The following is a 22,982-nucleotide window of genomic DNA, read 5'->3' on the forward strand; positions in this document are numbered from 1 at the left end:
ATATTACTCGGAAACGCATAGTGACGCAATTTGACTGCGCGTCCGGTTACACGTCTGCAGTTTCCTCCTCCTGGCCTGCGCTGTCTTTTTTCCGTCTCAGCTTGTCGTACAACCACAGGATCAAGGTCACGAACAGCGACGTATGCAGGGCCATCAGCAACTCGATGATCCACATCGCGCCGCCGAGCATCCCGCCTGTCGGGATGATGACAAAGTAGTACAAGAAGCTGGAGCAAAACGCCGACAGCAGCGTCCTCCATATGCGAAATCCGAATACAGTCCGAATATAGCCCGCAACGATCAGCCCTACGACAGGGCCCGCCAACTGCCAGGCGTAAACGAACGGACCTGCCACAATCCAGATGAGTACGTCTTTCATTTTTCATTCCCTTTCATCTATTCGTTTGCATTCACGGCTTCCAACGAGCCGCGCTGACCGATCCGATACCATTTCCCCGTTTCCTGCTCTTCTTCTGAATCTTCCGACGAGAATCGCTGGATGTACAGGACTGCATCGTTTCCGCTGCGCGGTGCGACGTCCTCGAACGTCAGCTCCTCCCCGTCTTTTACATGGAGTACGGCGAGATTGCCGTGGTATTCGATGGACAGGTCGTCCCACGCTTCTTTTTGTCCTTTGGCAAGTATTTGCGACTTGCCGGATTTGCTGATCCTGACCTCCGGGAATGACCCGTCAGAACGAGAGAGAATGTAGGTCAGATACGGCTGGCTCCTGTCCGCCGACTTGCGCAGACCGGGCTGTGTCTCTTCGTTGCCCTGCAAAAGCTGGCTGACCTGCCGAATGACTTGCGGAATGGTCGGCAATTTGGCGTGCTCGCCCTTCGCATAGTACTTTTTCCTGATATCCTTTTGCCCGTAGCTGGCGCTCAAATACGGTACCGTGCCGTCCCCCATGCCTCTGTCGTAATAGGGGGCCCAAGTCTGGTGATACGCGTCGAAGAAATAGCCGAGCAACGTTGGTTCCCCAGAGCCGATAATCGAGTATTGCGGGACGTTGATGAGTTTGTTGTCCCATTTGTCATGGAGCTTGCCCGCCTGCTTGACGAGCGGCGAGTAAGAGAGACGGATGGCAGGGTCATTGATGAATTCGTCGTAGCTGTACGGCTCGTTCCTGTCCTTTCTCAAGAAGGGGACCTTCTCGAAATACTTCCTGGAAGGCAGCAGCTCGTATACCGCAGGTGCATACTCCGAGATGATCTTCCCGGTCTCCTCGTCCATCCACGGAATGGAGAAGTCGTAGCCGTAGCGGATGGCCTGATACGCGCGGGGCGCACCCAGAAACGGAGTGCCCATGTAGATGATGCGATGCACCTTGCCCTGATAAGAGACGTTGGACAGGAGCGTTTCCCGGACGAGCAAGCCCCCCATGCTATGCGCCACCAGCTGCACCTGGCTCGCTCCTGACCGCTGCAGGGCCAGGTCGATCTTTTGCTTGAGTGCTTCCGCATTTTGCGCGTTGCTGTAGCGCCAGTCGTACGGCATCGCAAACAAGGTGCGGAACTTTTTATAGCCCAGCTTTTCCAGCTCCTTGACCATGCTGTAATACTGCTCCGTCTTATCGCGGACAGGATCGATGGGAGAATAGGACAGGTACTCGATCGCACTGAACCCTTCGTCCGCTCTCTCCGGGAAGATGCGGACTCCTTGATTGCGCGGCCTGACGTCCACGCTGCCTGGACGCATCGGTTCCAGCGAGAGCAGCCTGCGGTGCCTTGGGTCGTTGATCCCGATCAGGCTGTCGCCCAGCCCGAGCCATATTTCCGAAATCTCGCCGTCTTCCTCCGCCTCCAGCCGCGATCCCCCGATTCCCGGAATCAAAATGACCGGAATGGGACTCGACTTTACGACAAGCTTGTACGTGTTGGGCGCAAAACCGGAACGCTTGCTGGCGACGACCTTGATCGTGTACGTTCCCGGATTGGCCTGAAACACGATCTGCTCGTTCGCATTTTTCGGCTTCTCCGACTTCGACAGCACTTTTCCGGCCTGATCCAGCAAATACAGATCGAGGTCCATCCCTGCGGGCAGCTCCTGCAAATCCAGCCTGACCGTCGAAGACAGCGTAATCCCGAATTTGTAGTAATCGACATCATCCAGGCCGTGCAGATTGGCCTGGAGGGTGGCGTCGAAGTCTGTAGCCAATGCGTACGCCTCGGCGGCTGAATTGTTCGGCTCGTATTCGTCTGCCTTGGCATTGCCGCGATCCGGCAGGAAATCTGCCCGCAAGCGGTAATAGAAGTCCTTGTGGTAGGAGCCGTTTCGCCCTTTGACTACGATGTAATACCAGCTGTTCTTCTCCATGGCGATACCTTCCACAGTCTCGTCCGCTCTGCCGTCTTTCTCCGAGCTTCCCAGTTCCCGGTTCTCTTCCGAATAGACGTACAGGTTGTAATCCTGACCGGGCGGAATATCCCGCAGCGCCACGTTCATGGTCCCGCTGCTGCTCGCCTTGATCTTCCACGTATCCACATCGCCGTCTTTGCCGATTTTGCCGTAGCCGTCCTTCGCGTCAAACAGCCAGTCCGCCTTGCCGAAGGTGTCGTTCGGCTCCAGCTCAAACAAGGCTTGTCTGCTGCGCAGCGCCGCTTCTTTTGGCTTCTTGCCCGCAGGAAAAGCATCGTAGAAATCATCTGCCCACCGCTGTACTTCCCGTTGGCTGCTGCCCCCAGATGAGAGGGAGACTCGATCACGCTCCCTCTTTGCTTCGGTGTCCATCTCCTGATCCCCTGCCGGTTTGACGTCCGCCTCCTCGACCTTTGCCCCATCTGCTCCGGCGTTTCCATCAGGCAGCGGCAGCCGCGCTTCTTTTTGCGCTGCCTTTCGCTCCCAAGGCACTTCTCGCAACTGCAAACCTTCCGCAGCCAATCGCACAGAATCCGGCACTGTGATCTGCCAGAGTGCTGCCGGCTCAGTCTGACGATCCTCCGCCCATTCCACAGTGAGCGGTTCATCGCTCGTGCGCGGCATCACTGCTACGGAAAAGCGCGAGCCGTGCTCTACCGGATACACCGCCTCCTGCCCTGCCTGCCTGAATACGAGCGCTCCCTCCTCAGCCGGATTCGCGAGCGCTCCCTGAATGCGCAGCTCCCCCGCTTCGCTCCAGACCCATGCTTCCTTTACGATAGAGCGTCGTTCCTTGGCCCATCCTGCGTGCGCCGCTCCGTTCCAGACAAGCGCAAGCACGAATAGCCAAACAGCCAGTCGTCTAGCCGAAGTTCCCACAAAAATACCCCCTTGTCTCTTTCTTTTTTCACAGTAGAAAAAGACAGAGAGGGGGTGCAAATATATTTACCGGGTCGTATGGTTGCGGATGCCTTGCCGCTCCCAGGCGTTGGCGATGATGCGGAATGGAATCCTGTAATCAGTGAGCGCGTGCCCTTGTCCTCCGCTTTTCACCGGATGGGCAAACCCCTTTTTCGCATCAAAACGGAATTGCACCGAAAAGTAGACCGCATAAGTGGAATCTTTCTGAAAGCCCCGCTGCTTGTCGCCCATGAGCGGTATGTCTACTCCGACTTCGCGTTGGCCCAGCTTGGACGCCGAGTAGGTTGGCCCTCGCCACAGCTGCGGTGAGGCTGGCACAAGAGACAACTGCGATTGCAAGGAAGTCTGGCGCATTCCGGTCTCCGCTATCCACGCCTGCGCCGACACGATGACCGGATACTTTCCACTGACGGGGTGGCGATGACGAGGCTCAAGCTCGATCTGCGAGAGGATGCGCTCCCCGGCGTAAAAATCGTCGGGACGGCTGTTTGGATACCGGTCGCGCGCATGGTACTCCGCCCACTCTGCAGTATGGCGGAGCGTGCCTGTCGCATTCGGCTCAAAAACCGCAAACGTGCGCTCTCCGCCTTTAACCGTAATCGTGTAGCGGCCTGCCATCGTTTTGCTCACGCTTTTTGCCTCGCATGCCTCCTGTCCTTCGTCGTCGGTCGTGCAGCTGTCATACGACAAATCAAACCGGACACTGTAGTCCATGACGATCACGAATCCGTCGATCTGCGCCTTGTATTTCTGCTGTTGCAGCTCCTCGCGCCACGTCGTCTCCGTCGGCACAATCGTCCCCGTGTAGACATAGTCTCCGCCGGTCGACGCGCTGCTCACTTGCCACGACTGGGGAGCACCCGGCCCGCTTACCTTCAGTTCAATCCGCTCCGGACTGTACACAGCCATGCTCCTCGCATCCGCTATCCAGCCAGGCTGTGCCGTTACGGTCACGTTTTGAATCCCTTCGCCGCTGACGGATTGTGCCAGCTGCGACTTGTATTCTGCGATTTTTGCATTGATTTCCTGCTGGGTACGCAGAAAGCCTTCATTGATCTTCGTCTGGTCGATGACGACGCGAATCGTCGCCGGCTCCCGCTCCCACACGCCATCCACCTGCGCGGCCAGCTTCTGCAGCTCGCGTCCGTCGCTGTCGTAGATCTCAAGGCCAATTTCGCCCCCGTCAAAATCTCCGCCTCCGCCTGGCGGATTCGGAATCTCCGGCTCCTTGGGTATCTGGACTGGCCACAGCGCCCTGTTGTCGGACCAGATCGTTTCATTGTCCGGCCTGTTTTTCGCCGGGTTGATATGGGCGATAAAATTTTCCCCCTGCTGTGGATACTTTGTGGGTACAGTAATGGTTCTGACTTCCCCTGGCTTGAAATTGTCCACAGCGAGCGTTGTCTCCTGCGGAGAGCTCTCCCATCTCACGGCGAGCGTCGTGTCATGCTCCTGCTGCCCCGCATTTTTCACCTGAAACGTTATTGTACTCGCTGTGCCTGCTGCCTGTGGCTGTTTGGGAGAGATAGAGAAACTGCTTTTGACAATCAGGAGGTTTTCTCCCCGCGGCGCATCATCTCCGATCTGGAGAAAGAAATATCCGTCGCACATGGGCGACTTGCCCGCATCATCGTAAAACACGACCTTGTACAGTCCGCCCAGCACCATGTCCGTGTCCTCGTCGCGCGGCAGTCGCAGCCAATGGTCTGAACGCGGGTTGGAACTGCCCGGAAGCGAGGCATCTCCGCGCTCGTACTCCCAGGTCTGGGTGTCCGGATCAAACCACTGCACGACGTATTTGGTATCCTCGCCCGTAAACAGCTTGAGACTTTTGCCTTTGGGGATGTCGGAGGCTTCGAGCTGAACCGTTTCGCCTCGCTCGATTTCCCGTGTCCACGCCTGGTTGCTGAAATTATCTTCCAGAATAAGCAGAAGCCCATAGCAGCGTTTGTACGAGATGACCGTAAAGGCAAATTCCCGGATACAGCCCGTTTCGGAGAGGAATACCAGTTTCATCGGCTCTCCGACCCCGTAATCTTCGGGCAGCACGACATCGAGCTTTTCATTCGCTGCCAGCTTTTGTCCCAGCGCCACCTTTTTCCCTGCGTATTCCAAATACCAGGAGCCTGCTGCATTGGCAGAAACTTTCATGTGCGTATCGTAGCCGGACGGGGTCTGCGTAAAAAGCTCCTCGTAGATCGGATCGTACTCCAGACTGCTGAGGACTGTCCCCCCGGGCGGAAACTCCGATGGTGGTTCTCCATACTTGAAAAACTCGATCCTTTGCTGCTCCGCAATGGTGCAGGCTATGTCTCTCACCTTGATGGTCAGCACCCAATCGCACTCGGGGCGGCCGTACCACAGGGCGCCCTCAAAGTTCAGCTTGACGCGGTACGTCTTTCCTCTCTCCAGCAGGACATCGTGCTTATCATTGCCTTTTCCGAAAGGGAGGGTAAGCTTCGCCGAATTCCACGTCCCCCATCTCTCCCGTCCTCCGACTTCGTCGTAAGCACCGGGCAGTGTTTCCACAGACCCGTCCGGCCGGGTCACGTCCCATTTAATCTCCGCTGGTCCCTGCTCCCCGTATGCATTTGTGTATTTGGCTGACAATCTCACTTCCTCGCCGGGCGTCACCTCGAGCGTGGCGCCATTGCTCAAGTTGCTGCCGTTTACGGTAATAATCGGGCATCGGTCTATCCCGTCTTCGCCGTCGTTCACCTTAAATGTCTTTTGCCAGCACTCGGTTCCATCGTCGCTTGCATAGGTAATGGTAAACGTGCCTGACTGCTGCGCTTCCGTTATCCCGAGCTTGCGATTGTTGTTCGGCCCGCTCTCCATTACGGCTCCATTGTGCTTGAACGTCCCTGGCTTCGCTGCAGTGACAACAATTCGGGTGTCGTCCCCCAACTCGATGGTCTCTCCCCCGCTGGGCACAGCGGAAAGCTCCCTGTCGCTGTTTTCCCGTTCAAAACGCAAATCCATCGCGGTTTGTTTGCAGCCCGCGGGCGGCTCAGGGTCGGGGTCAGGATCAGGATCGACAGGCACATCTCCGACCGTAAATTGATAGGTATACGGAGTCGACACGCTCATGCTGGCCGAACCTTGCCGAGCCCGATGGTGCCGGTCGGTAATAGTAAGCGTGACTTCATACAGGCCTGGTTCGGTCGGCTTGTACTGGTAGACCTGGCTCCACGGAAAGGGCTTGGGACTGCTGGACTCGTTGACAGGAGGAAGGTACCCGCTCTGGTCGCGGACTTCCCGATTCGATTCAAATTGGTAGTAGCCTTTCCCGGTCGTCTTGTTGATGACAGACAAGTTCCAAACAAGAATGCCACGGTCATAGTAAGAATAGTCCGTGGCATTCGCCGAAATGGTCACTTGTTCGTTGACCTTGTATTTGGTTTTGTCCGTAGAGACTTGCCCGGAAGGTTGCGGGGTGGTGCGGAAGTGGCCGACAGAAATATAGCCGTCTCCGTACGGTTCGAGGTTGTCTCCGATCGTGTACCCGGCTCCGCCGGAGGCTGCGGCTAGTTCTGCGAGGTTGTAGGCTTGGTAGGAAGGTTCAGCTGACTGATCAATTATTGTAACAGTCTTACTGTATACATTCGCTCCTCCTCCCAATATATAATTACCGTTTCCTTTAAAACGACTTATCCAATAACTAGCTTCATTTAAGTCAACAAAATACCAACCTCGATCCGCTTTCTTATCTAAGTCGGCAAATCCAAGAGACTTACGGGTATCCAAGGCTTCATCTACTTTAATATTAGCAATTGTAGCACCCAGAATTGCAGGGATTGATTCAATGTTAATCTTACTAATTGTATTTTGTGGTACTATGTTCTTATTGCTATCAACCGTCCCTGTGATTATACCATGCAATTCAGGAGAAGCAGCTTCAGCAATGTACTGATAAAAGTTGATTACAAATATTGTTAAAATACTGAGAATCAAGCCACATTTTCGTGTCTGCTTTATACTCATTACTTCACCCTACTGCTTCGAGAATTGTATTGTTTTCTTCTCTCTTAATAGAGAAGGTATTTTATTATAAAAATACCTTGCAGCATTAGAGGAATCCATTCTGTTTATCGCGATAAAACAAGCTTCTTTTATGTTTGCAATCGGGTATTGGAAAGGTTCACCATTTTCAAAACCAATTACACTACCATCCTTAGTAAAAATTTTAACGTTCAAATATAACGAGTTATCCCCCTTTGGTACAGTACCCTTCAAAACTCCATTAATACTTTTTAATGAATTATGGAACTCATCCGCATAATAATCCCCCAACTCCAACTGCCACTTATCCTTCCACAAATACCCCAAAATCTTCGCCGCATCCCCCCGCGTGACGGGCAGGTCTTCGCGGAACTTGGGCTGGCCTGCGGGAGCCGGGTCCATCCAGCCCCAGGTGATGAGGGCGCCGGTGTTGGTGTAGCCGGGCATTTTTACTCCGCGGTAGGGCTTCCAGGCGTTAAAGACGAGCAGGGCGGCCTCTTCCTTGGTCAGCAGCTTGTTCGGGTCGATCTTGATGCCTTCCAGAATGCCTGCCTTTTTCGCACGCTCGTACGTTCCCTTTGCCCAGTGGCCTGCGGGCAGTTCAGGTACTGGAGCTGCGTCCTTTACGCCGCGAATCGCCACGAGGCTCGCCACAAACTGCGACTGCGCGATCTGCTTGTCCGGGTAAAAGCGGCCGTCGGGATATTGCCACATGAAGCCTTTTTGCAAGGCGAGGAGAATCGCATCCTTGGCAGGGTGAGCGGCAAAGTCAGGCGTTACCTGCTGGGGCTGTACGGCCGAGGCCGGAGAAACCGCCCATGTCCCTCCCCACAACGCTTGTCCTAACGTGATTCCAGCCATCATCAGGCTTGCTGCCAAGCCCTTCCGTAGCATCTTCATCGGTTTTCCCCCTTCTCAATCTATCGATATTTTACCGACTTCGTTATTTTCCAGAAAGAGGATGATCAAGATTTTTTTGAAAAAAGAGACGAAGTGCAGCTGCTGGCGCGTCTCCTTCCAGCTTGTCCACGACCTGCTCATCTTCTACGATCAAAACGGTCGGCGTGGCCGCTGCCCCCAAGCGCAGAGCGAGCTGTAAATCGCGTGGCTGGCGGATATCCAGACGTTCCACCGTGTGTTGTGGATATTCTGCCAAAACCTTCATCAGCTTCGGCGAAAACGATTGGCAATATCCACAGCTGTCGCTGTACACGTACACAATCTTCTTTTCGCTCGCGCTGGCAGTTCCCCAGGTCCACACCATGCATACCGTTATCAACAGGCTGCCCACAATTGTCAGCCAAAGCCATTTGGAACGAAGCCGAATCCTCATCATTATCCACACCCTCTCCTATCATGCGTCGATGCACTGCCTATGCAATTGTCAAGGAACCCTGTCTGCATTATCACTCCTTGTATTGAGACAAAAAAAATGACCCGTGGAGGCCGGTTCGGACCGGTCCTCTGCGAGTCTGCCAGTTCTATTAGGTCTGCCAGGGGATCTGGCGTTTTTCGAGCTTCTATCGCTTCTGCAACTTCCGGGGCTTTCTGTAGTTTCCGAGCCTCCATACTTCCGATACTGCGGCGACCGCGGGGTACGGATGATCAGCCCCCTTTGCATCGCAGCCATTCCATGTCTTCCTTGACTTGAAACCGCTCCACAGCCCGCCCTCCACAGAAAAAAAGACGCATCCCAAACTTTCGCAAGTTCAGTCCATACGTCCCCCGCCCCTACATCGCCGTACTTTCGTTGTTGTCCTCTTTCATCAATTCCCGCAATTCTTCCACAAACTCCTGGCCCTTCCGGATTTCATCCTCGGTGTAGCGCTGCTTGCTCTTGAAGGTGAAGATTTTCGCCTTCATTTCCTCATAGGGCAGGTCATTGAAATACAGGATAGTCGAGACCAGCTCCAAAAAGCGGGAGTTTTCCTCGTTCATGCGGCGGATGGCACGCTCGCCGCGGCCGAAGTCCACCTCGTGGAAGCGGAGAAAGTCGCGTCCCGTCTCGTTTAGCTTGTAACGGTACATATGGATCGCGCCCTTGCTCTCCATTTGCTCGTCCAAAAGGCCCATGTTGCACAGCTCGTCCACGCGCAGCGTCAGCTCTTCCGAATACGGGCCGTACATGTGAAACTCATAGCGCTCATCGAAGTCCATCTGCAGATGTTTTCCTATGTATACCATTTTTTGCAGCTTTTTTCGCCCACTCACTTCGCCTACGATTTCTATCAAGCGTATGATTTTGGCGTGACGATTAAGCATCTTCCATCACTCCCAGACGTTCTCGAATCTTCCGGGACAGGTCCCCCGGCAAAGCCATGACTTTATCTAAAGGAAAGTACAATTTGTAATCAAACCGGCGCTTGCCGCTGATGGCCTGCACGATCTCGGACTTCTGGGAAAGCTCGACCAGCTCTCCCGACGGCATCTGCAGCATGATCGGAATCCGCTCTTCCTCTTCGCCGGCACGGTAAAAATCATACGGAAGATCTGATGTGGTGTCTACCTCCAAATAATACATCGGGTCGATGCCCGCCTGTTGGAACATGTCCTTCAACTCTGCCAGCAAGCGGAAATCTCTCGGGTTATATTCGACGTATTTGTAGAGATTCCTGTCCAGAAAACGCCCGCACAAATCTTTCAAGATCGGGTCTCCCTCGTTGCGCCACAGCTGCATGTAGAACAAAATGACAGATTCATCGAGGGCCAAATAATCTTGCAGCTCGACCTTTTCCTGTAAAAAGGGCAGCAGCATGACCGGCTCCTGCATGAACGGATAGCCTTGGGAAAACAGCAGCTTGGCCCGCTGGAATATTTTCCGCAGGATGACCTCCGCGCTGCGCGTCACCGGGTGAAAATACACCTGCCAGTACATCTGGTAGCGGGACATGATGTAGTCCTCGACCGCGTGCATGCCGCTGAATTTAAAGACAATCCCGTCCTCCTGCGGCCGCATCACGCGCAAGATTCGCTCGATCTCGAAGTTGCCGTAATTGACCCCCGTGTAGTAAGCGTCGCGCAGCAGATAGTCCATCCGGTCCGCGTCCAGTTGGCTGGAGATCAGGCTGACGATCAGCTTGTTGTCATACGTCTTGTTGATGACCTCCGCCAGCTTCTTCGGGAAATCATCGTCAAAGCGGCGCAGAATCCGGTTGATCTGCGTATCGCCGAGCAAAATCGCCCGCGTCCAGTCCTCGTGGTGGTAGCGGAATACTTTTTCAAAGGAATGGGAAAAGGGGCCGTGGCCCACGTCGTGCAGCAGACCGGCGCACAGGCAGAGCAGCTTTTCTTCGTAGGTGAGGTGAATCCGCTCCTCGAACGTCTCCAAAATTCGCCGCATCAGCTCATACACGCCGAGCGAATGGTTGAACCGGCTGTGTTCGCCGCCGTGAAAAGTAAAATAGCTGGTGCCCAGTTGCCTGATCCGGCGCAGCCGTTGAAATTCTGCAGAGTTGATCAAATCCCAAATGAACTGGTCGCGCACGTGGACGTAGCGGTGCACCGGGTCTTTGAATACCTTTTCTTCATGGAGAAGCTGTGGCTGTTGCATCCTGGACACTCCTTTCCGCTTTTCTCTCTCGTAGTTGCCCCTATCATATCACAGCCTTTTCCTGCGGGAAAACGGCATCAGCCGTTCGTCTATCATACTTGTGGAACAAAAAACCTGCACAAAAAGAAGAAGCGCCCCTGCGAGCACTTCTTCCCCGGCGAGCAGCCGTGACAGCCGCAGCGTTGCGATCAATGCATTTCCGCTTCCGCTCCGTACAAATCGGGACGCTTGGCTGCCCGTCTCGCCTGCTTTTTCAATTTTCGCTGCGCCAGCACGGTGTAAAAGGATGGGACGACCACGAGCGTCAGCATGGTGGAGAACAGCAGACCCGATATGATCGTCACCGCCAGCGGCTTGAACAGCACGTCGCCGGAAATGGCGAGCGGCATCAGACCAGCCACGGCTGTCAGGGAGGTCAACAGAATCGGCCGCAAGCGCGCTTCCCCTGCCGAAATGACCGCCGCCTTCAATTCTACCCCGGCATGGCGGGCCTCCTCGATAAATTCGATAAACACGATCCCGTTCCGCACGACGATCCCGGAGAGGGAAATGACGCCCATCATCGTCATGAAGCCCAGCGGCGTCTGCGTGACGAACAGCCCGATCAGGCTGCCGGACACCGCCAGATAGACCGTGCTCATGACCAGCACCGGAATGGTGAGCGAGTAGAATTGCATGGCGATCAGGATGAGGATCAGGAAGACGACCAGAACCGAAAGTTTGCCCATATCAATGAAGATGTCTGTTTGCTCGGACGTCTCCCCGCCGATCTCATAGCGGTAGCCCTCCGGAAGCGAGAGGCTGCTTAGCTTGGTGCCAATCTCTGCCATCACTTCCGTAGCAGTCCGCCCTCTCAGGTCGCTCGAGACAGTCACGCTGCGCGACAAATCGCGATGGGGGATCGTCTGCGTACTGAAGGTCGGCTTGACTTCGGCCAACTGGGACAGCGGAATCAGCTCGCCCCGTGCGTTCGCAACGCTAAGCCGCTGGAACAGGACGGACGGCTCCTCCTGCCCTTTTTGCAGGAACAGCTTGATGTCGAGCAGGTCTGTGCCCGAATCGAATTCGCTGACGGTAATGCCTTCGCTGACGAGGCGCAAGGTTTGGGATAAATCGGTGTAGTTGATCAGCTTTTGCTCCATCAGATCCTTGTTGACGACAAATTCGAGCGTGTACCGCTCCACGCCGAAGTCGTCCTGGATGTCGTACGTCCCTGCTGTGTCCGCTACCAGATCTTTGACCTGCGCCGACAGGGAGCGGAGCGTCTCAATATCTTCACCGTAGATGCGGATCACGACAGGCTTGCCGACAGGTGGCCCTGCCTCGAGCTGCTTGGGCAAAATCGTCGCCTCCGGATACATCTTTTTGAATTCCTCCGCCCACGGCTCCATCATGTCTTCGATCTTCGCTTTCTTTTTGTCGAAGCGGACGACGAGCTGCCCTACCGTGATCCCGTTGCCTGCCGCCGTGTCGCCTCCGAACATTTTGGGAGCACTTCCGCCTGCGTAAGACGCGACGGACTCAATCCCCGGCTGCTTCATGATCCATTCCGAAACGCCGCGGACGACCCGATCGGTCTCGTGAATGCTGCTGCCTACCGGGACGCGAATATTGACAAGAAATTCCGGGCGGTCGTCGTTCGGGAACAGCTGCACCGGCGTCAACGGAATCAGCCCGTAAGCCGCCGTTCCGATCAGCACCCCGATCATCCCGGCGAGCAGCGGACGGCGCAAAATTTTCGGCATCAGCCGGGTCGCGTACCATTTCGTCAATTCCGTCAATTGCTTGCCGAGCAGTCCGGCCGGTTTCCGGTAGCCGTCTGCGCCTGCTTTTCGGCGTTGCTCGTACCACTGGCGAAAAATCGGGATGATCGTGAGCGACATGAGCATGGATGCCAGCATCGTCAGGGAAATGATGACGGGGACGGGACGGATGAACTGTCCGGCATTCCCGTTCAAAAACATGAGCGGAGCAAACGAGGCGATCGTCGCCAGCGTCGCCGTCACGATGGAGATGGACACTTCCTTCGCGCCATTGACAGCGGCCTGCAGCGGTTTTTCGCCCAGGACGGACAGGCGGCGCTCGATATTGTCATTGACCACGACCGCGTCGTCCACGAGAATTCCCAAGACAATAATCAGGGAAACGATCGAAATCATGTTCAGGGAAATGCCCAAGGTCGGCAGGAACAGCATGCCGACTGCCAGCGAAATGGGAATCGCCAGCGCCACCACAAAGGAGGTAATCAGGTTCAAACCGAGTGTACATACCAGGAGAACCGCCACGATCGCGATCGACATTTCCCGGGTAAGATCGGAGAACAAATCGTCTACCCGTTCATTCTGGCTATAGATCGAATGTTTCTCGGCCCAATCCGGGAGAGATTTTTGCAGCGTGACCATCATATCATCTACGCGCTTTTGCAGGGAGGGCACGTCGCTGCCTGTCTCGGCATTGACACTGACCGAGATGGACGGCTTGCCGTTATAGTACGAGATCGCCTTGACGCTTTCGGTCGTCAGTTTCACGGTGCCGACATCTTTCAGATAGATGGGGTACCCTTCCTGGGTGCGGCTGATGATGACGCGGTTCAGCTCCTCCACATTGGCCGTCTCTGCCAGCTTTAGCTGATAGGTCCGCTTGTCGGTCGTCAGGTCTCCGAGCGGAATTTTTTCATTTTCCTTTTTGACCGCCATCATGACCTGACCCCAGGTAAGCCCGTACTGGCTCAGCTTCTGGGTATCGACCTCGATGTGTACTTCCTCCTCGGGCAGGCCCTCGACTGTCACGTCCGCGACGTTCGGGATCGTGCGCAGCTGCTCCTTCCACGACTTCATCATCGAACGCAGGCTGTACAGATGCTCGGTCGTATCGGCTGTCACTGCGAACGTCTGGACGAAGGTGCGGTTCAGGTCGTCGTTGATCTTTGGCTGCTTCGCGTCAGCAGGCAAATCCGCCTCCGCATCTTTCACCTTTTTCCGCAGTTCATCCCACTTCTGCTTGGGGTCTACACCGTTTTTGGTCTCCACGATGATCGAGGATACGCCCAGAGACGAGGTCGAGGAAATATAGTTGAGCCCTTGCAGCTCGTTGATTTTTTCCTCCAGCTTTTTCGTGACAGTCTGCTCCACTTTTTCCGGCGAAGCTCCCGGGTAGATCGTCGTGACGGTCGCCATGTTGATGATGATGTCCGGCGACTCCTGCTTCGGCAACTGAAAGAAGCTGAGAAAGCCGACAAGCACGATCATGACGAAAAACAAAAGCGTAATTTTCCGCTTGCGTACGATGTACTCGATCACGGCTGTGTACCTCCCGCTGCCTCAATCGGATCGCCGTCAAACAGCCGGTCCGCGCCTTTGACGATCAGCTCTTCTCCTGGCTTCAGCCCGCTTTTGATCTCCAGTTTGTCACCCGCCAGCTGGCCGATGGTGACGGCAGTCTTGACCGCTTTTCCTCCCGCATTGACGAACACATGCGCGTCGCTTTCCCCTCTGCTCAGGACCGCCTCGACCGGGACGAAAATGCCTTCCTGCCCTTTCAGCGTCTTGGTCGCCTTGACCACTTGCCCCGCAAACCAGTCGTGCTTCGGATTCGGCACCTGCACCTCGACCCCGATGGTACCCGTGTTCTCGTTAGTCGCAGGGAAAATTTTCACGACCTTGGCATCCCGCTTTTGCCCATACAGTTCCAGCGATACCGTCTCGCCTGTTTTCCAGGCGGAAATCTCGCGGTCAGGAACGGGCAGCACGACCTTCAGCGTGTCGATGTTGCCGACCTGATACACCGGCGTACCCGGGCTGACCAGCGTGCCTGTCGAGGACAGCTTCGCCAGAATCGTCCCGCTGATCGGCGCCCGCAGTTGGGTCTTTGCCAGCGTCGTCGCTGCCATTTCCTGGGCGACTACTGCCTGATTGTAGCTTGCCCGGGACAAGTCTTTGTCCTCGGGACGCGCCCCCTGGGTGACCAACGAAAAGGCTTGCTGCGCATTTTGCAGGTCCTTCTCCGCGATCGTAAGCCCGTTCTTGGCGCTTTCGTACTCGCTTTTGGAAATGGCCTTTTCCTGGTAGAGCTTCTCGATGCGCTTGAAGTCATCCAGCACCTTCTGGTAAGCCGCTGTCGCTTTTTCGACCGCGAGCCGCGCCTGGGTGACCTCCTGCTCGCGCGCTCCGTTATTGACCTTGCTTAGCGCCGCTGCAGTCTGCTGGACAGCCGCATTCGAGGATGCGACCTGCAAGGAGTAATCCTGGGCATTGACGCGGGCCAGGACATCTCCTGCCTTGACGCTGTCTCCTTCTTTGCGGTTCAGCTCGACGAGGCGTCCCCCGACTTCAAAGGAGACGACCGCTTCTTCCAGCGGCTGGAGCGTGCCGGAAAGCTCCGATACAAACGCAGCCCGCTCCTGCACGACCTTTTCCCAAACTACTTGCTTTACTTCCTTTACCGGCGCTTGCGCCTGTTCTTTTTCACTGCAAGCCGACGTTGCCAACAAGCTAATCATCACTGCAGAAACAAGCCATTTTTTATTCATGACACCCTCCGCTCCTGTGTACCTGACCGATCTGTCTTCCTTGTTCCGTAATGCCGTTCATCAGGATGTCAGTAGCCTCTGCAAACAGCTCCTCTTCCTGAAAATCGGCATCTAAACTGACGCGGTATTTTGCCATAAAGGCATAAAAAAAAGTCGAGACAAACATCAACGCCGCCGTGCAGGCGTCCTTCTTCGGCAGATACCCCTGATCCTGAAACTCTTGCAGCTTCGCGCTCAATACCTCCACCCCTGTCATCGGCACACTGCTGAACAGCCTGATGACCTCCGGGTGATTGTCTGCCTCGATCATGCAGATCATGAGAATTTCCTTGCGATCCACGAGGATTTCGTAGTACGCCCGCGCATAGCGCTGCAGCATTTCTTTCAGTGTGGAAAACTCGCCCTGCAGGGCACTCTCCAGCTGCTGGCGTATATCCAAAATTCCCTTCAACAGTTCTTCAAGAATTGCTCCCTTGTTTTTAAAATGACGGAAAATAGTGACCTCGTTGACCCCCGCCAGTTGGGAGATTTTTTTGGTCGTCGCGCCTTTGTAGCCTTTTTTCGCCATCAGCTGACTGGCAGCCGCCAAAATGCGCTCGCGTGTCTCCTGTTCTTCCCCCCTCCCTCCTTGAGGTGGTTCTGTATGGGGACGCTCCATGTCGCTCCTCCTTTTTCATGCAAGTGCTTGCTGTCATTGTAATTTTTGCCAAGGTTATTATATCCTGCGCCCTCATGCATGTAAATACTTGCATGCGCTTTCAAACGAAATTTTACATTTCCCCCTGACGATAGCCGATGCAACCTGTCAGCACACCCGAAAAAGCCTGAGCGCCGCGGCGTCAGACTTTTCGAGTGCGAAAATGTATGGGAGGCTGTCTCTATCGCTTTACGTGCTCTTTTACTTGGGAATCGCCGGCTTGACGAAACTCCCCGGTGTACTCGACCAGATCAATCTCGCAGCCCGGCCCGATCTCGATATTGTTGCCCCGCACGACCTTGGCCCGCGTGTACTCCAGATAAATCTCGTCGCCCTCCACGGAGCCTGCGGACAACGTATTGTTGAAAATGTGCTTCATGATCTTGTTAAGCGTGCTGTTTCCTGCCTTGCGCACTTCAATGTGCTCCCCACCGATCTCCCGCGCCTCGCACCCCCCGTGCAAATAAATCTCGATGCGCCCTGCGTTCAAGAGACCTCCGATGGAAAAGGCGCCTTTTGCCTTGAACAGCTCCGCCTCGCAGTCGCCCGAAGACTTCAGGAAGCCGCGCACCTGGATTTCCTCGCCGGCCAGCCCCCCGTGCACTCTGGCGTTGCCTTCCACGCGCAGCTGGGAAAAGGCCACTTCGCCGTTGACGTCGAGCTGACCGTACACCTCCATGGATGCGCTCTTCAGCGCCCCGCGCACGGTCGCGTTGCCTTCTACCTTTACATTGTCCGCCTGCACGTCTCCATCGATGCTGACGTGGCCGGCGCAGTGCAGTTCGCGGCACTCCACATCTCCTTTGATCTTGCCAAAGCCGTGCACGTTCACTTCCCGGTAAACGCCTCCCGAAGCATTTACCGAGCCGTGAATGATCAGATCCGGTCGATTGTCCTGATTCATCCTCTTATCCTCCCTGCTTGAGTTGAAGTTTGGCTTTCAGTTCCTCCAGACAGCTGGCCACGTTCAGCCTGCTGACTACTTTCACGCTGCTATCGAAGCATACTTCGGCGGCGCCACTGGCCAGGGCAAATGCGGAGATGCCCATCTTGCGGACAAAAATCAGTTCGCACGGCTTCCCCTCAAAACGAGGGTAATGATCCTGCAGCACTTGCAGCAATCCTTTTCCCTCGTCCAGATTCATCTCTCCCGCCGCCAGCAGACGCTCTGCGATGTAGGCGTACAGGATGTGCAGAAACGGATACGCCTCTGCGGTGCCGAAATGCTGGACGAACAAGTCGAACGCAGGCTTTGAAACAATGTTTTGTTTGAAAAGTTGCTCTGACTGGATCATCGCGCCTGCCAGATTGGGCGAAAACATGTCGGCCAGCTCATCCAGCGACAAATCGTCCTTCATGTGAATGATCTTGTCGATTCGCGCGAGAATCTTTTCCCTGGGGAAAAAGGTCTCCTGGCCCGTGAACGTCGAGCGGCGGATAAACCAATCCTCCGGAATCAGGTTCTTTCTTTTCCATCTGTACAGCTGTCCGTATGAAATGCCCGTAAGCTCCAACAGCTCCTTTTTTGAAATGAATTCCGGGTCCATGTGCAGCACCTCCATACACAATGTAACATAACACTGTTACGTTATGCAAGTCAAAAGAAAAAGACTGCCCCCAGACAGCCTATTTCGGATCAAAGCACATGCCAGGAAAATTCCGCCTGGATCAGCCGCCTCATATCTGCCGGCATCGGCGCTTCGCAGCGGATTTGCTCCCCCGTCAGCGGATGGTTGAAAGTCAGAGAGACTGCATGCAGCGCCTGTCTGCGCAACAGCCCTCTCGCTCCGCCGTACAAGATGTCTCCTGCCAGCGGATGGCCGATATGGGCAAAGTGAACCCGAATCTGATGAGTGCGGCCCGTCTCCAGCCAGACCCGCACCATCGTCATATACGGAGAACGTTGCATCACCTCGTAATGCGTGACGGCGGCATCGCCTCCATCTGCTACGCGCCGCCTCGTCGGGTGATTCGGGTCCTTGCCGATCGGCGCAGCGATCGTCCCGCTTTCGGCAGCCAGCTGCCCGTCCACGACCGCCACGTATTCGCGGTGAATGCCGCCCTCCCGGAGCAGACGGTCGGCAAGCTGGTGGCCGTAGCTGTTTTTCGCCAAAAGAATCGCGCCCGAAGTATCTTTGTCCAGACGATGCACAGGGTGGACGCTGGCACTCTCCCCTCTTTGCGCCAGCAGGTCGGCCAGAACGTCGACGAGCGTGCCCGCCTGTTCTTCCTTGACCGGGTGCACCATCATGCCCGCAGGCTTGCTGGCGATCAGCAGATGGTCGTCCTCATACAGGATGGCAACCGGCAGAGCATGTGCCTGGCTAGTCGCATGTTCTGGCGAGGAGGTTTGTTCCAACCCCTTTTCTCGGGGCGTGTCATGCCGCAGCTGTTGCTTTGTCGCTGCCAGCTTTTCCGACGGTGGCTCCCCGACCCGAATCGCGACCGTATCGCCCGGCTTTACCTGCCGCTGCAAAAACGGGGGCTTCCGGTTGAGCATAATGCCTTTGCTCCTCGTCAGCCGCTGCAGCATGCGTCCCGATACGCTTAGCTTTTGCCGCACGATCTGTTCCACGCTCATTCCGATGTCTTTTTCCGTGACGGTGTATTCCATCCAGTCATTGAGACTCACGTCTGATCCCTCTGTTCCATGCTTTTTCCCTATTGTAGACAAGAACACATGGCTTTGCCAGTGATTCGCTGGCGAGGAGGGACACCAAAAGGCCGCTTCTCCTCCCTCGCTCCTGCTACAGATGGATTCGCATTTCTTCCAATGCGCGGTCAAAGTCATCTACCGCCACCTGCAGCCCCAGCTCCAGCATCTGGGTCACGTACCCTTCGTCCGCGTGATATTCGCAGCCGAACAGGCGACCTGCGAAAAAGGCGTGCAGCCGATGTTTCCATCCCAAGCGAATCATGGATAATCCCTCCCGAACCAACTTTGTAAACTTATTTGTATAATAAGTATATGGTTAACGCTGGAAATATGCAAACTTTTTCGTTTAGAAAGTAAAAAAAGCCACCATGCTCGGCATGATGGCTCCAGGTTCCCGGATTTTCGGGCTATTCGTTTTTCGCTTGCCAGACGAGTTCTACCGCTTTTCCCCTTTCAGGTTTTCCGGATTCAGCCCTTGCAGCTCGGGCAGGACGAACAGGCCGTCTTTGCGGATCAGCACGTCGTCGAACCAGATTTCTCCGCCGCCGTATTCCGGACGCTGGATGTTGACCATGTCCCAGTGGATTTGGCTGCGGTTGCCGTTGTCCGCGTTGTCATAGGCGCGGCCCGGCGTGAAGTGGAAGCTGCCCGCGATTTTCTCATCGAACAAAATATCGTTCATCGGGTGCAAAATGTACGGATGTACGCCGATCGCAAACTCCCCGATGTAGCGCGCTCCCTCGTCCGTATCGAAGATCTGGTTCAGCTTTTCCGTGTTGTTGGCCGTCGCTTCGACGATCTTCCCGTCCTTAAAGGTCAGTCTGACGTTTTCAAACCTGGTCCCCAGGTAGCTGGTCGCCGTATTGAACGTAATCGTTCCGTTCACCGAATCGCGCACCGGTGCCGTAAAAATTTCCCCGTCCGGAACGTTGCGCAAGCCGGAGCAGATGACGTTCGGGATACCTTTGATCGAAAAGCCCAGGTCGGTGTCCGGCCCGACAACGCGCACCCGATCCGTGCGATCCATCAGCTCTTTGAGCGGCAGGAATGCTTCGTGCATTTTCCGGTAATCGACCGAGCAGACGTCGAAATAAAAATCTTCAAACGCTTCCGTCGACATGTTGGCACTCTGCGCCATCGCCGCTGTCGGGTAGTTGAGCAGCGTCCAGCGAACGTTGTTGATGAGGTAGTCGTTTAGCTCCTGCATCACCTTTTGATGCGCACGGCGGCGCTCCACCGGCACGTCAGCCATTTCGCTGTCGTTGACCGGGCCGTTGATGACGATGTACGCATCCAGATCCTTGAACATCGGCTCTTCCCATTTCGCCAGATGAGCGGCGCGTTCCTCGCTTGCGCCCATCATCAGTTCCCGCTGAATGGAAGGGTCGAGGATGCGGACGAACGGATAAGCCCCCTTGGCGTAAGCCTGCTTCACCAGTTCCTTGGCCAGCGCATGCCCTTCCCCGCGCACCTCAATCAGCAGCGTCTCCTTTTCTTGCAGACGAACCGAGTGGCCGAGCAAATTTTCGGCCAGTTTGACCAGTCGTGTATCCAGCATGCGCATCTCCCCCGCGTACGTAATCATTTAATAAAATATATTTTACCGAATGGACAGACTTTTTTCAATGATGCAAGTTATTTCTGACAACTCGTAAAATTTTCCTTGCATTGTTTCCAGCTTTTGCAGTATTCTAATCAACAAGAGTTGATCTGCAAAAAATTTTGAAGGACGGGAGTGTTGGTTCATGGTATTTCCTGTAGTTGTCTTGGCATAGGTGGGCCTCTGATAAGGGGCACTGCCTCTTACCAATCCATCTGTAGCAAGAAAACTGCAGGATGCCAGAACCGCTTCCGTCTTTTTCCTGATCGAATGTGGGGTTCCCCGTTTTTTCGGCGCACGGTTTTGATTGACCGCCTTCGCCAAATCGGGTGTTTTGTCCCCTTTTCATAAGTCGATTGTCAAAGCGCAAGCGGAAGAGCTATTCCTCTCCCCGTTTGCGCTTTTTTTCGCGCGAATCGCGATGGTCATGGCTCCTGCAGGCAAAGTACCCGGTAGAAATGGAGGATGTCTAGTCATGCATTGGCGTTATTGGGATTTGAATTTGAAGGTGCGTCTTGTCGGGGAACTCATCACGCACACTTTTTTCTGGATGTACTTTCCGTTTATGGCGCTGCACTTCAGCGACGCGTTCGGCAAAGATGTGGCGGGTGTCCTGCTGATGGTGCCGCCGCTTCTGGGCATGGTGTCCAATCTGTTCGGCGGCTATTTGGCGGACAAAGTCGGCCGCAAGCCTACCATGCTGCTGTCTCTCTGTACGTCGTCGCTCATGTTTGGCCTGTTCGCTTTCTCCCCTTCCCCTCTGGTCGACTATTTTGCCTTTATCGGCATCGGCATTGCCGGCTCGCTTTACTGGCCAGCCAGCTCCGCGATGGTAGCCGACTTGACCACGGAGGAAGATCGGCGGTTGGTCTTTGCCACCTTTTACACAGCGATGAACGTGGGCGTCGTCGCCGGTCCGGTCCTGGGCTCCTTTTTCTTTGTTCATTACCGCTTTGAGCTTCTGCTCATCTGCGCGATGATCGAGATGCTGTTTGCCTGTGCCATCTTCTTTTGGGTCAAGGAAACGCTGCCTGCCGAGGTGCGCCGGGCGAACGCGGCGCAGCGCTTCTCCATTTCCCAGCAATTCAAAGGGTATTCGGTCATTTTCCGCGACAAAGTATTCGCACTCTACATCGGCGCCGGCATTCTGATCGCGCTCGCCTTCATGCAGCTGGATCTGTACATGGCGCTGTACGTGAAAGAGTACGTGCCGAGTCAGCCATTGATCTGGTGGGGAGACTGGTCCTTTACCATCGGCGGCACCAGCGCATTCGGCTGGCTGATGGGGCTAAACGGACTGCTCGTCGTTCTGTTCACACTGCCCGTGACGCAATGGTTTCGGCAGTGGAGCGACCGCAACAGCCTTGTCATCTCGTCGATCCTGTACGGCTTCGGCATGTTCCTGATGGCCTTTACCGCGAACATCTGGCTGCTGTTTGGCTGTATGGCTGTCCTCACGCTGGGCGAGCTGATCCGCACCCCGGTCGTGCAGAGCTTTATCAGCAAATACTCGCCGGAGGACGCGCGCGGCCAGTACATGGGGGCGTCGTCGCTGCAGTTTTCCATCGGGCGCTTCATCGCTCCCTTGACGATCGGGCTATCCGAATGGCTGCCGCCAGTCGGTGTGTTCGGGCTCATTTTGGCCGTCACTCTCGCCAGCGCGTATGTGTACGTCCTGCTGTTCCGCCTGATTCCTGCCGAGAAGCGCCACTCCCCCGAGTCCAGCAGCTCGTCCTGATATGCTTGTTCAAGCCGACCAACGAAAGTCGGCTTTTTCTTTTGGAAGCGTCCCCCTCTTGTCTGCACCTTTCGTACTAGCCCGCCAAATCTGGCATATAGTGAATACCAGGCAGGAAAGACTCGTCAGGAGGGAGTTTCCATGAATCAGCCCGCAGCATTCGCCACTTTCAAAACAAAGGGAGAGTACGTATACCGTACAGCCGCCTATATTCAGTGGGGGAAATCATCTGCGTCGCTTGGCAGCTGCCTTTTGCTGAATCCAGGCTCGTCCACCCTGTTCCGGGAAAGGCCTGCCCCTCATCGAACGGTCATGGGACAGACCTCGCTTGACCCGACCATGCATCAGCTGGTCAAACTGACGGAAGCGATCTACCAGCAGCAGGCGGAGCAGGGAAAGCTGGAAGGCAGGCTGCACATCTACAATCTGTTTTCCTTGCAGCATCCGCTGGCCTCGGATGCGATCACCCTGTTTGAATCGCTGCTGCAGGCAGGCGAGACGGCGCTGGATGAACATATTACCCGCTCCCACGAGCTGGTCAAGCACCCGTGGATGCTGCTGGGCTGGGGATGCTTGTCGCGTCCATCGCGCCCGCTTGCTTCGCTGAAGGAGATGTGGCTGCAGGAGATAGCGGCTGCGGGGGTGCCGACGTTTGGCAAAGCGTGTGCGACAGGGAAAAACTACTACCATCCCTGCCCGCGGCTGCATGCGGTGAAAGAAATGATCTTGCGGGATTTGGTGGCTTTGCATGGGCAGGTCGTTGGTTCAGGGGGGCGTTGAACGGCACGTAGGGGTCAAGGCAGCGGCTGCGGGGATGCGTCTTTGGGTTGGCCGCTCAAGCGCGTTCGGCTTCTCCGCTTCGCCCGCTGCACGGGCAGGCATCCTCTGCTTTTGCACGTGAAAAAAGAGCCCGACTCCCCGAAACCAAT

The 22,982-nt window shown here is 55.4% G+C and carries 17 protein-coding genes; 2 read left to right on the plus strand and 15 right to left on the minus strand.

The window, feature by feature from the left end:
- Positions 1 to 46 precede the first annotated feature (46 nt).
- The 15 genes from ACFSO0_RS00440 to ACFSO0_RS00510 all read right to left on the minus strand — a co-directional run bounded on the left by ACFSO0_RS00440 (position 47) and on the right by ACFSO0_RS00510 (position 20,273).
- Entirely contained in the window at positions 47 to 379 is a 333-nt protein-coding gene (locus tag ACFSO0_RS00440; protein WP_376874708.1) for a hypothetical protein, read from the minus strand.
- A 17-nt stretch (positions 380 to 396) separates the two neighbouring features.
- The gene (locus tag ACFSO0_RS00445) at positions 397 to 3,240 is read right to left on the minus strand and encodes a lipase/acyltransferase domain-containing protein (protein ID WP_376874711.1); all 2,844 of its coding nucleotides are present in this window, start codon (positions 3,238 to 3,240) and stop codon (positions 397 to 399) included.
- A 66-nt stretch (positions 3,241 to 3,306) separates the two neighbouring features.
- Positions 3,307 to 6,903 (minus strand): ABC transporter permease, encoded by a 3,597-nt coding sequence (locus ACFSO0_RS00450; RefSeq protein ID WP_376874714.1) that lies wholly within the window; start codon positions 6,901 to 6,903, stop codon positions 3,307 to 3,309.
- A gap of 372 nt (positions 6,904 to 7,275) precedes the next feature.
- Positions 7,276 to 8,184, minus strand: coding sequence for an S-layer homology domain-containing protein (locus ACFSO0_RS00455; RefSeq protein WP_376874717.1), 909 nt, complete (start codon positions 8,182 to 8,184; stop codon positions 7,276 to 7,278).
- Between the two features lie 43 nt (positions 8,185 to 8,227).
- A complete protein-coding gene (locus ACFSO0_RS00460; RefSeq protein WP_376874720.1) occupies positions 8,228 to 8,620 on the minus strand; it encodes a thioredoxin family protein in 393 nt (130 codons plus the stop codon).
- A 395-nt stretch (positions 8,621 to 9,015) separates the two neighbouring features.
- A complete protein-coding gene (locus ACFSO0_RS00465; protein WP_376874723.1) occupies positions 9,016 to 9,546 on the minus strand; it encodes a YwgA family protein in 531 nt (176 codons plus the stop codon).
- Entirely contained in the window at positions 9,539 to 10,834 is a 1,296-nt protein-coding gene (locus tag ACFSO0_RS00470) for an HD domain-containing protein (RefSeq protein ID WP_376874726.1), read from the minus strand. Before ACFSO0_RS00470 ends, ACFSO0_RS00465 begins: the two co-directional genes overlap by 8 nt.
- 188 nt (positions 10,835 to 11,022) lie before the next feature.
- Positions 11,023 to 14,133, minus strand: a complete 3,111-nt coding sequence (locus tag ACFSO0_RS00475; protein WP_376874729.1) for an efflux RND transporter permease subunit — start codon at positions 14,131 to 14,133, stop codon at positions 11,023 to 11,025.
- Positions 14,130 to 15,362, minus strand: a complete 1,233-nt coding sequence (locus ACFSO0_RS00480) for an efflux RND transporter periplasmic adaptor subunit (RefSeq protein ID WP_376874732.1) — start codon at positions 15,360 to 15,362, stop codon at positions 14,130 to 14,132. Before ACFSO0_RS00480 ends, ACFSO0_RS00475 begins: the two co-directional genes overlap by 4 nt.
- Positions 15,355 to 16,020, minus strand: a complete 666-nt coding sequence (locus ACFSO0_RS00485; protein WP_376874735.1) for a TetR/AcrR family transcriptional regulator — start codon at positions 16,018 to 16,020, stop codon at positions 15,355 to 15,357. Before ACFSO0_RS00485 ends, ACFSO0_RS00480 begins: the two co-directional genes overlap by 8 nt.
- Positions 16,021 to 16,240: 220 nt before the next feature.
- Positions 16,241 to 16,963 (minus strand): polymer-forming cytoskeletal protein, encoded by a 723-nt coding sequence (locus ACFSO0_RS00490; protein ID WP_376874738.1) that lies wholly within the window; start codon positions 16,961 to 16,963, stop codon positions 16,241 to 16,243.
- A gap of 4 nt (positions 16,964 to 16,967) precedes the next feature.
- Entirely contained in the window at positions 16,968 to 17,606 is a 639-nt protein-coding gene (locus tag ACFSO0_RS00495; RefSeq protein ID WP_376874741.1) for a YhbD family protein, read from the minus strand.
- Between the two features lie 89 nt (positions 17,607 to 17,695).
- Entirely contained in the window at positions 17,696 to 18,691 is a 996-nt protein-coding gene (locus ACFSO0_RS00500; protein ID WP_376874744.1) for an RluA family pseudouridine synthase, read from the minus strand.
- 115 nt (positions 18,692 to 18,806) lie between these two features.
- The gene (locus tag ACFSO0_RS00505; protein WP_376874747.1) at positions 18,807 to 18,977 is read right to left on the minus strand and encodes a hypothetical protein; all 171 of its coding nucleotides are present in this window, start codon (positions 18,975 to 18,977) and stop codon (positions 18,807 to 18,809) included.
- Between the two features lie 174 nt (positions 18,978 to 19,151).
- The gene (locus ACFSO0_RS00510) at positions 19,152 to 20,273 is read right to left on the minus strand and encodes an aminopeptidase (protein WP_376874750.1); all 1,122 of its coding nucleotides are present in this window, start codon (positions 20,271 to 20,273) and stop codon (positions 19,152 to 19,154) included.
- Between the two features lie 517 nt (positions 20,274 to 20,790).
- On the opposite strand from ACFSO0_RS00510, the gene ACFSO0_RS00515 reads away from it, so the two are divergent.
- Together ACFSO0_RS00515 and ACFSO0_RS00520 are read left to right on the plus strand one after the other, a co-directional pair.
- On the plus strand, positions 20,791 to 22,053 hold the full coding sequence (locus tag ACFSO0_RS00515) for an MDR family MFS transporter (protein ID WP_376874753.1): 1,263 nt from the start codon (positions 20,791 to 20,793) through the stop codon (positions 22,051 to 22,053).
- 141 nt (positions 22,054 to 22,194) lie between these two features.
- A complete protein-coding gene (locus ACFSO0_RS00520) occupies positions 22,195 to 22,833 on the plus strand; it encodes a hypothetical protein (RefSeq protein WP_376874756.1) in 639 nt (212 codons plus the stop codon).
- Positions 22,834 to 22,982: the final 149 nt, after the last annotated feature.

It is taken from the genome of Brevibacillus sp. GCM10020057 (assembly GCF_042683565.1).
Classification (GTDB): domain Bacteria; phylum Bacillota; class Bacilli; order Brevibacillales; family Brevibacillaceae; genus Brevibacillus.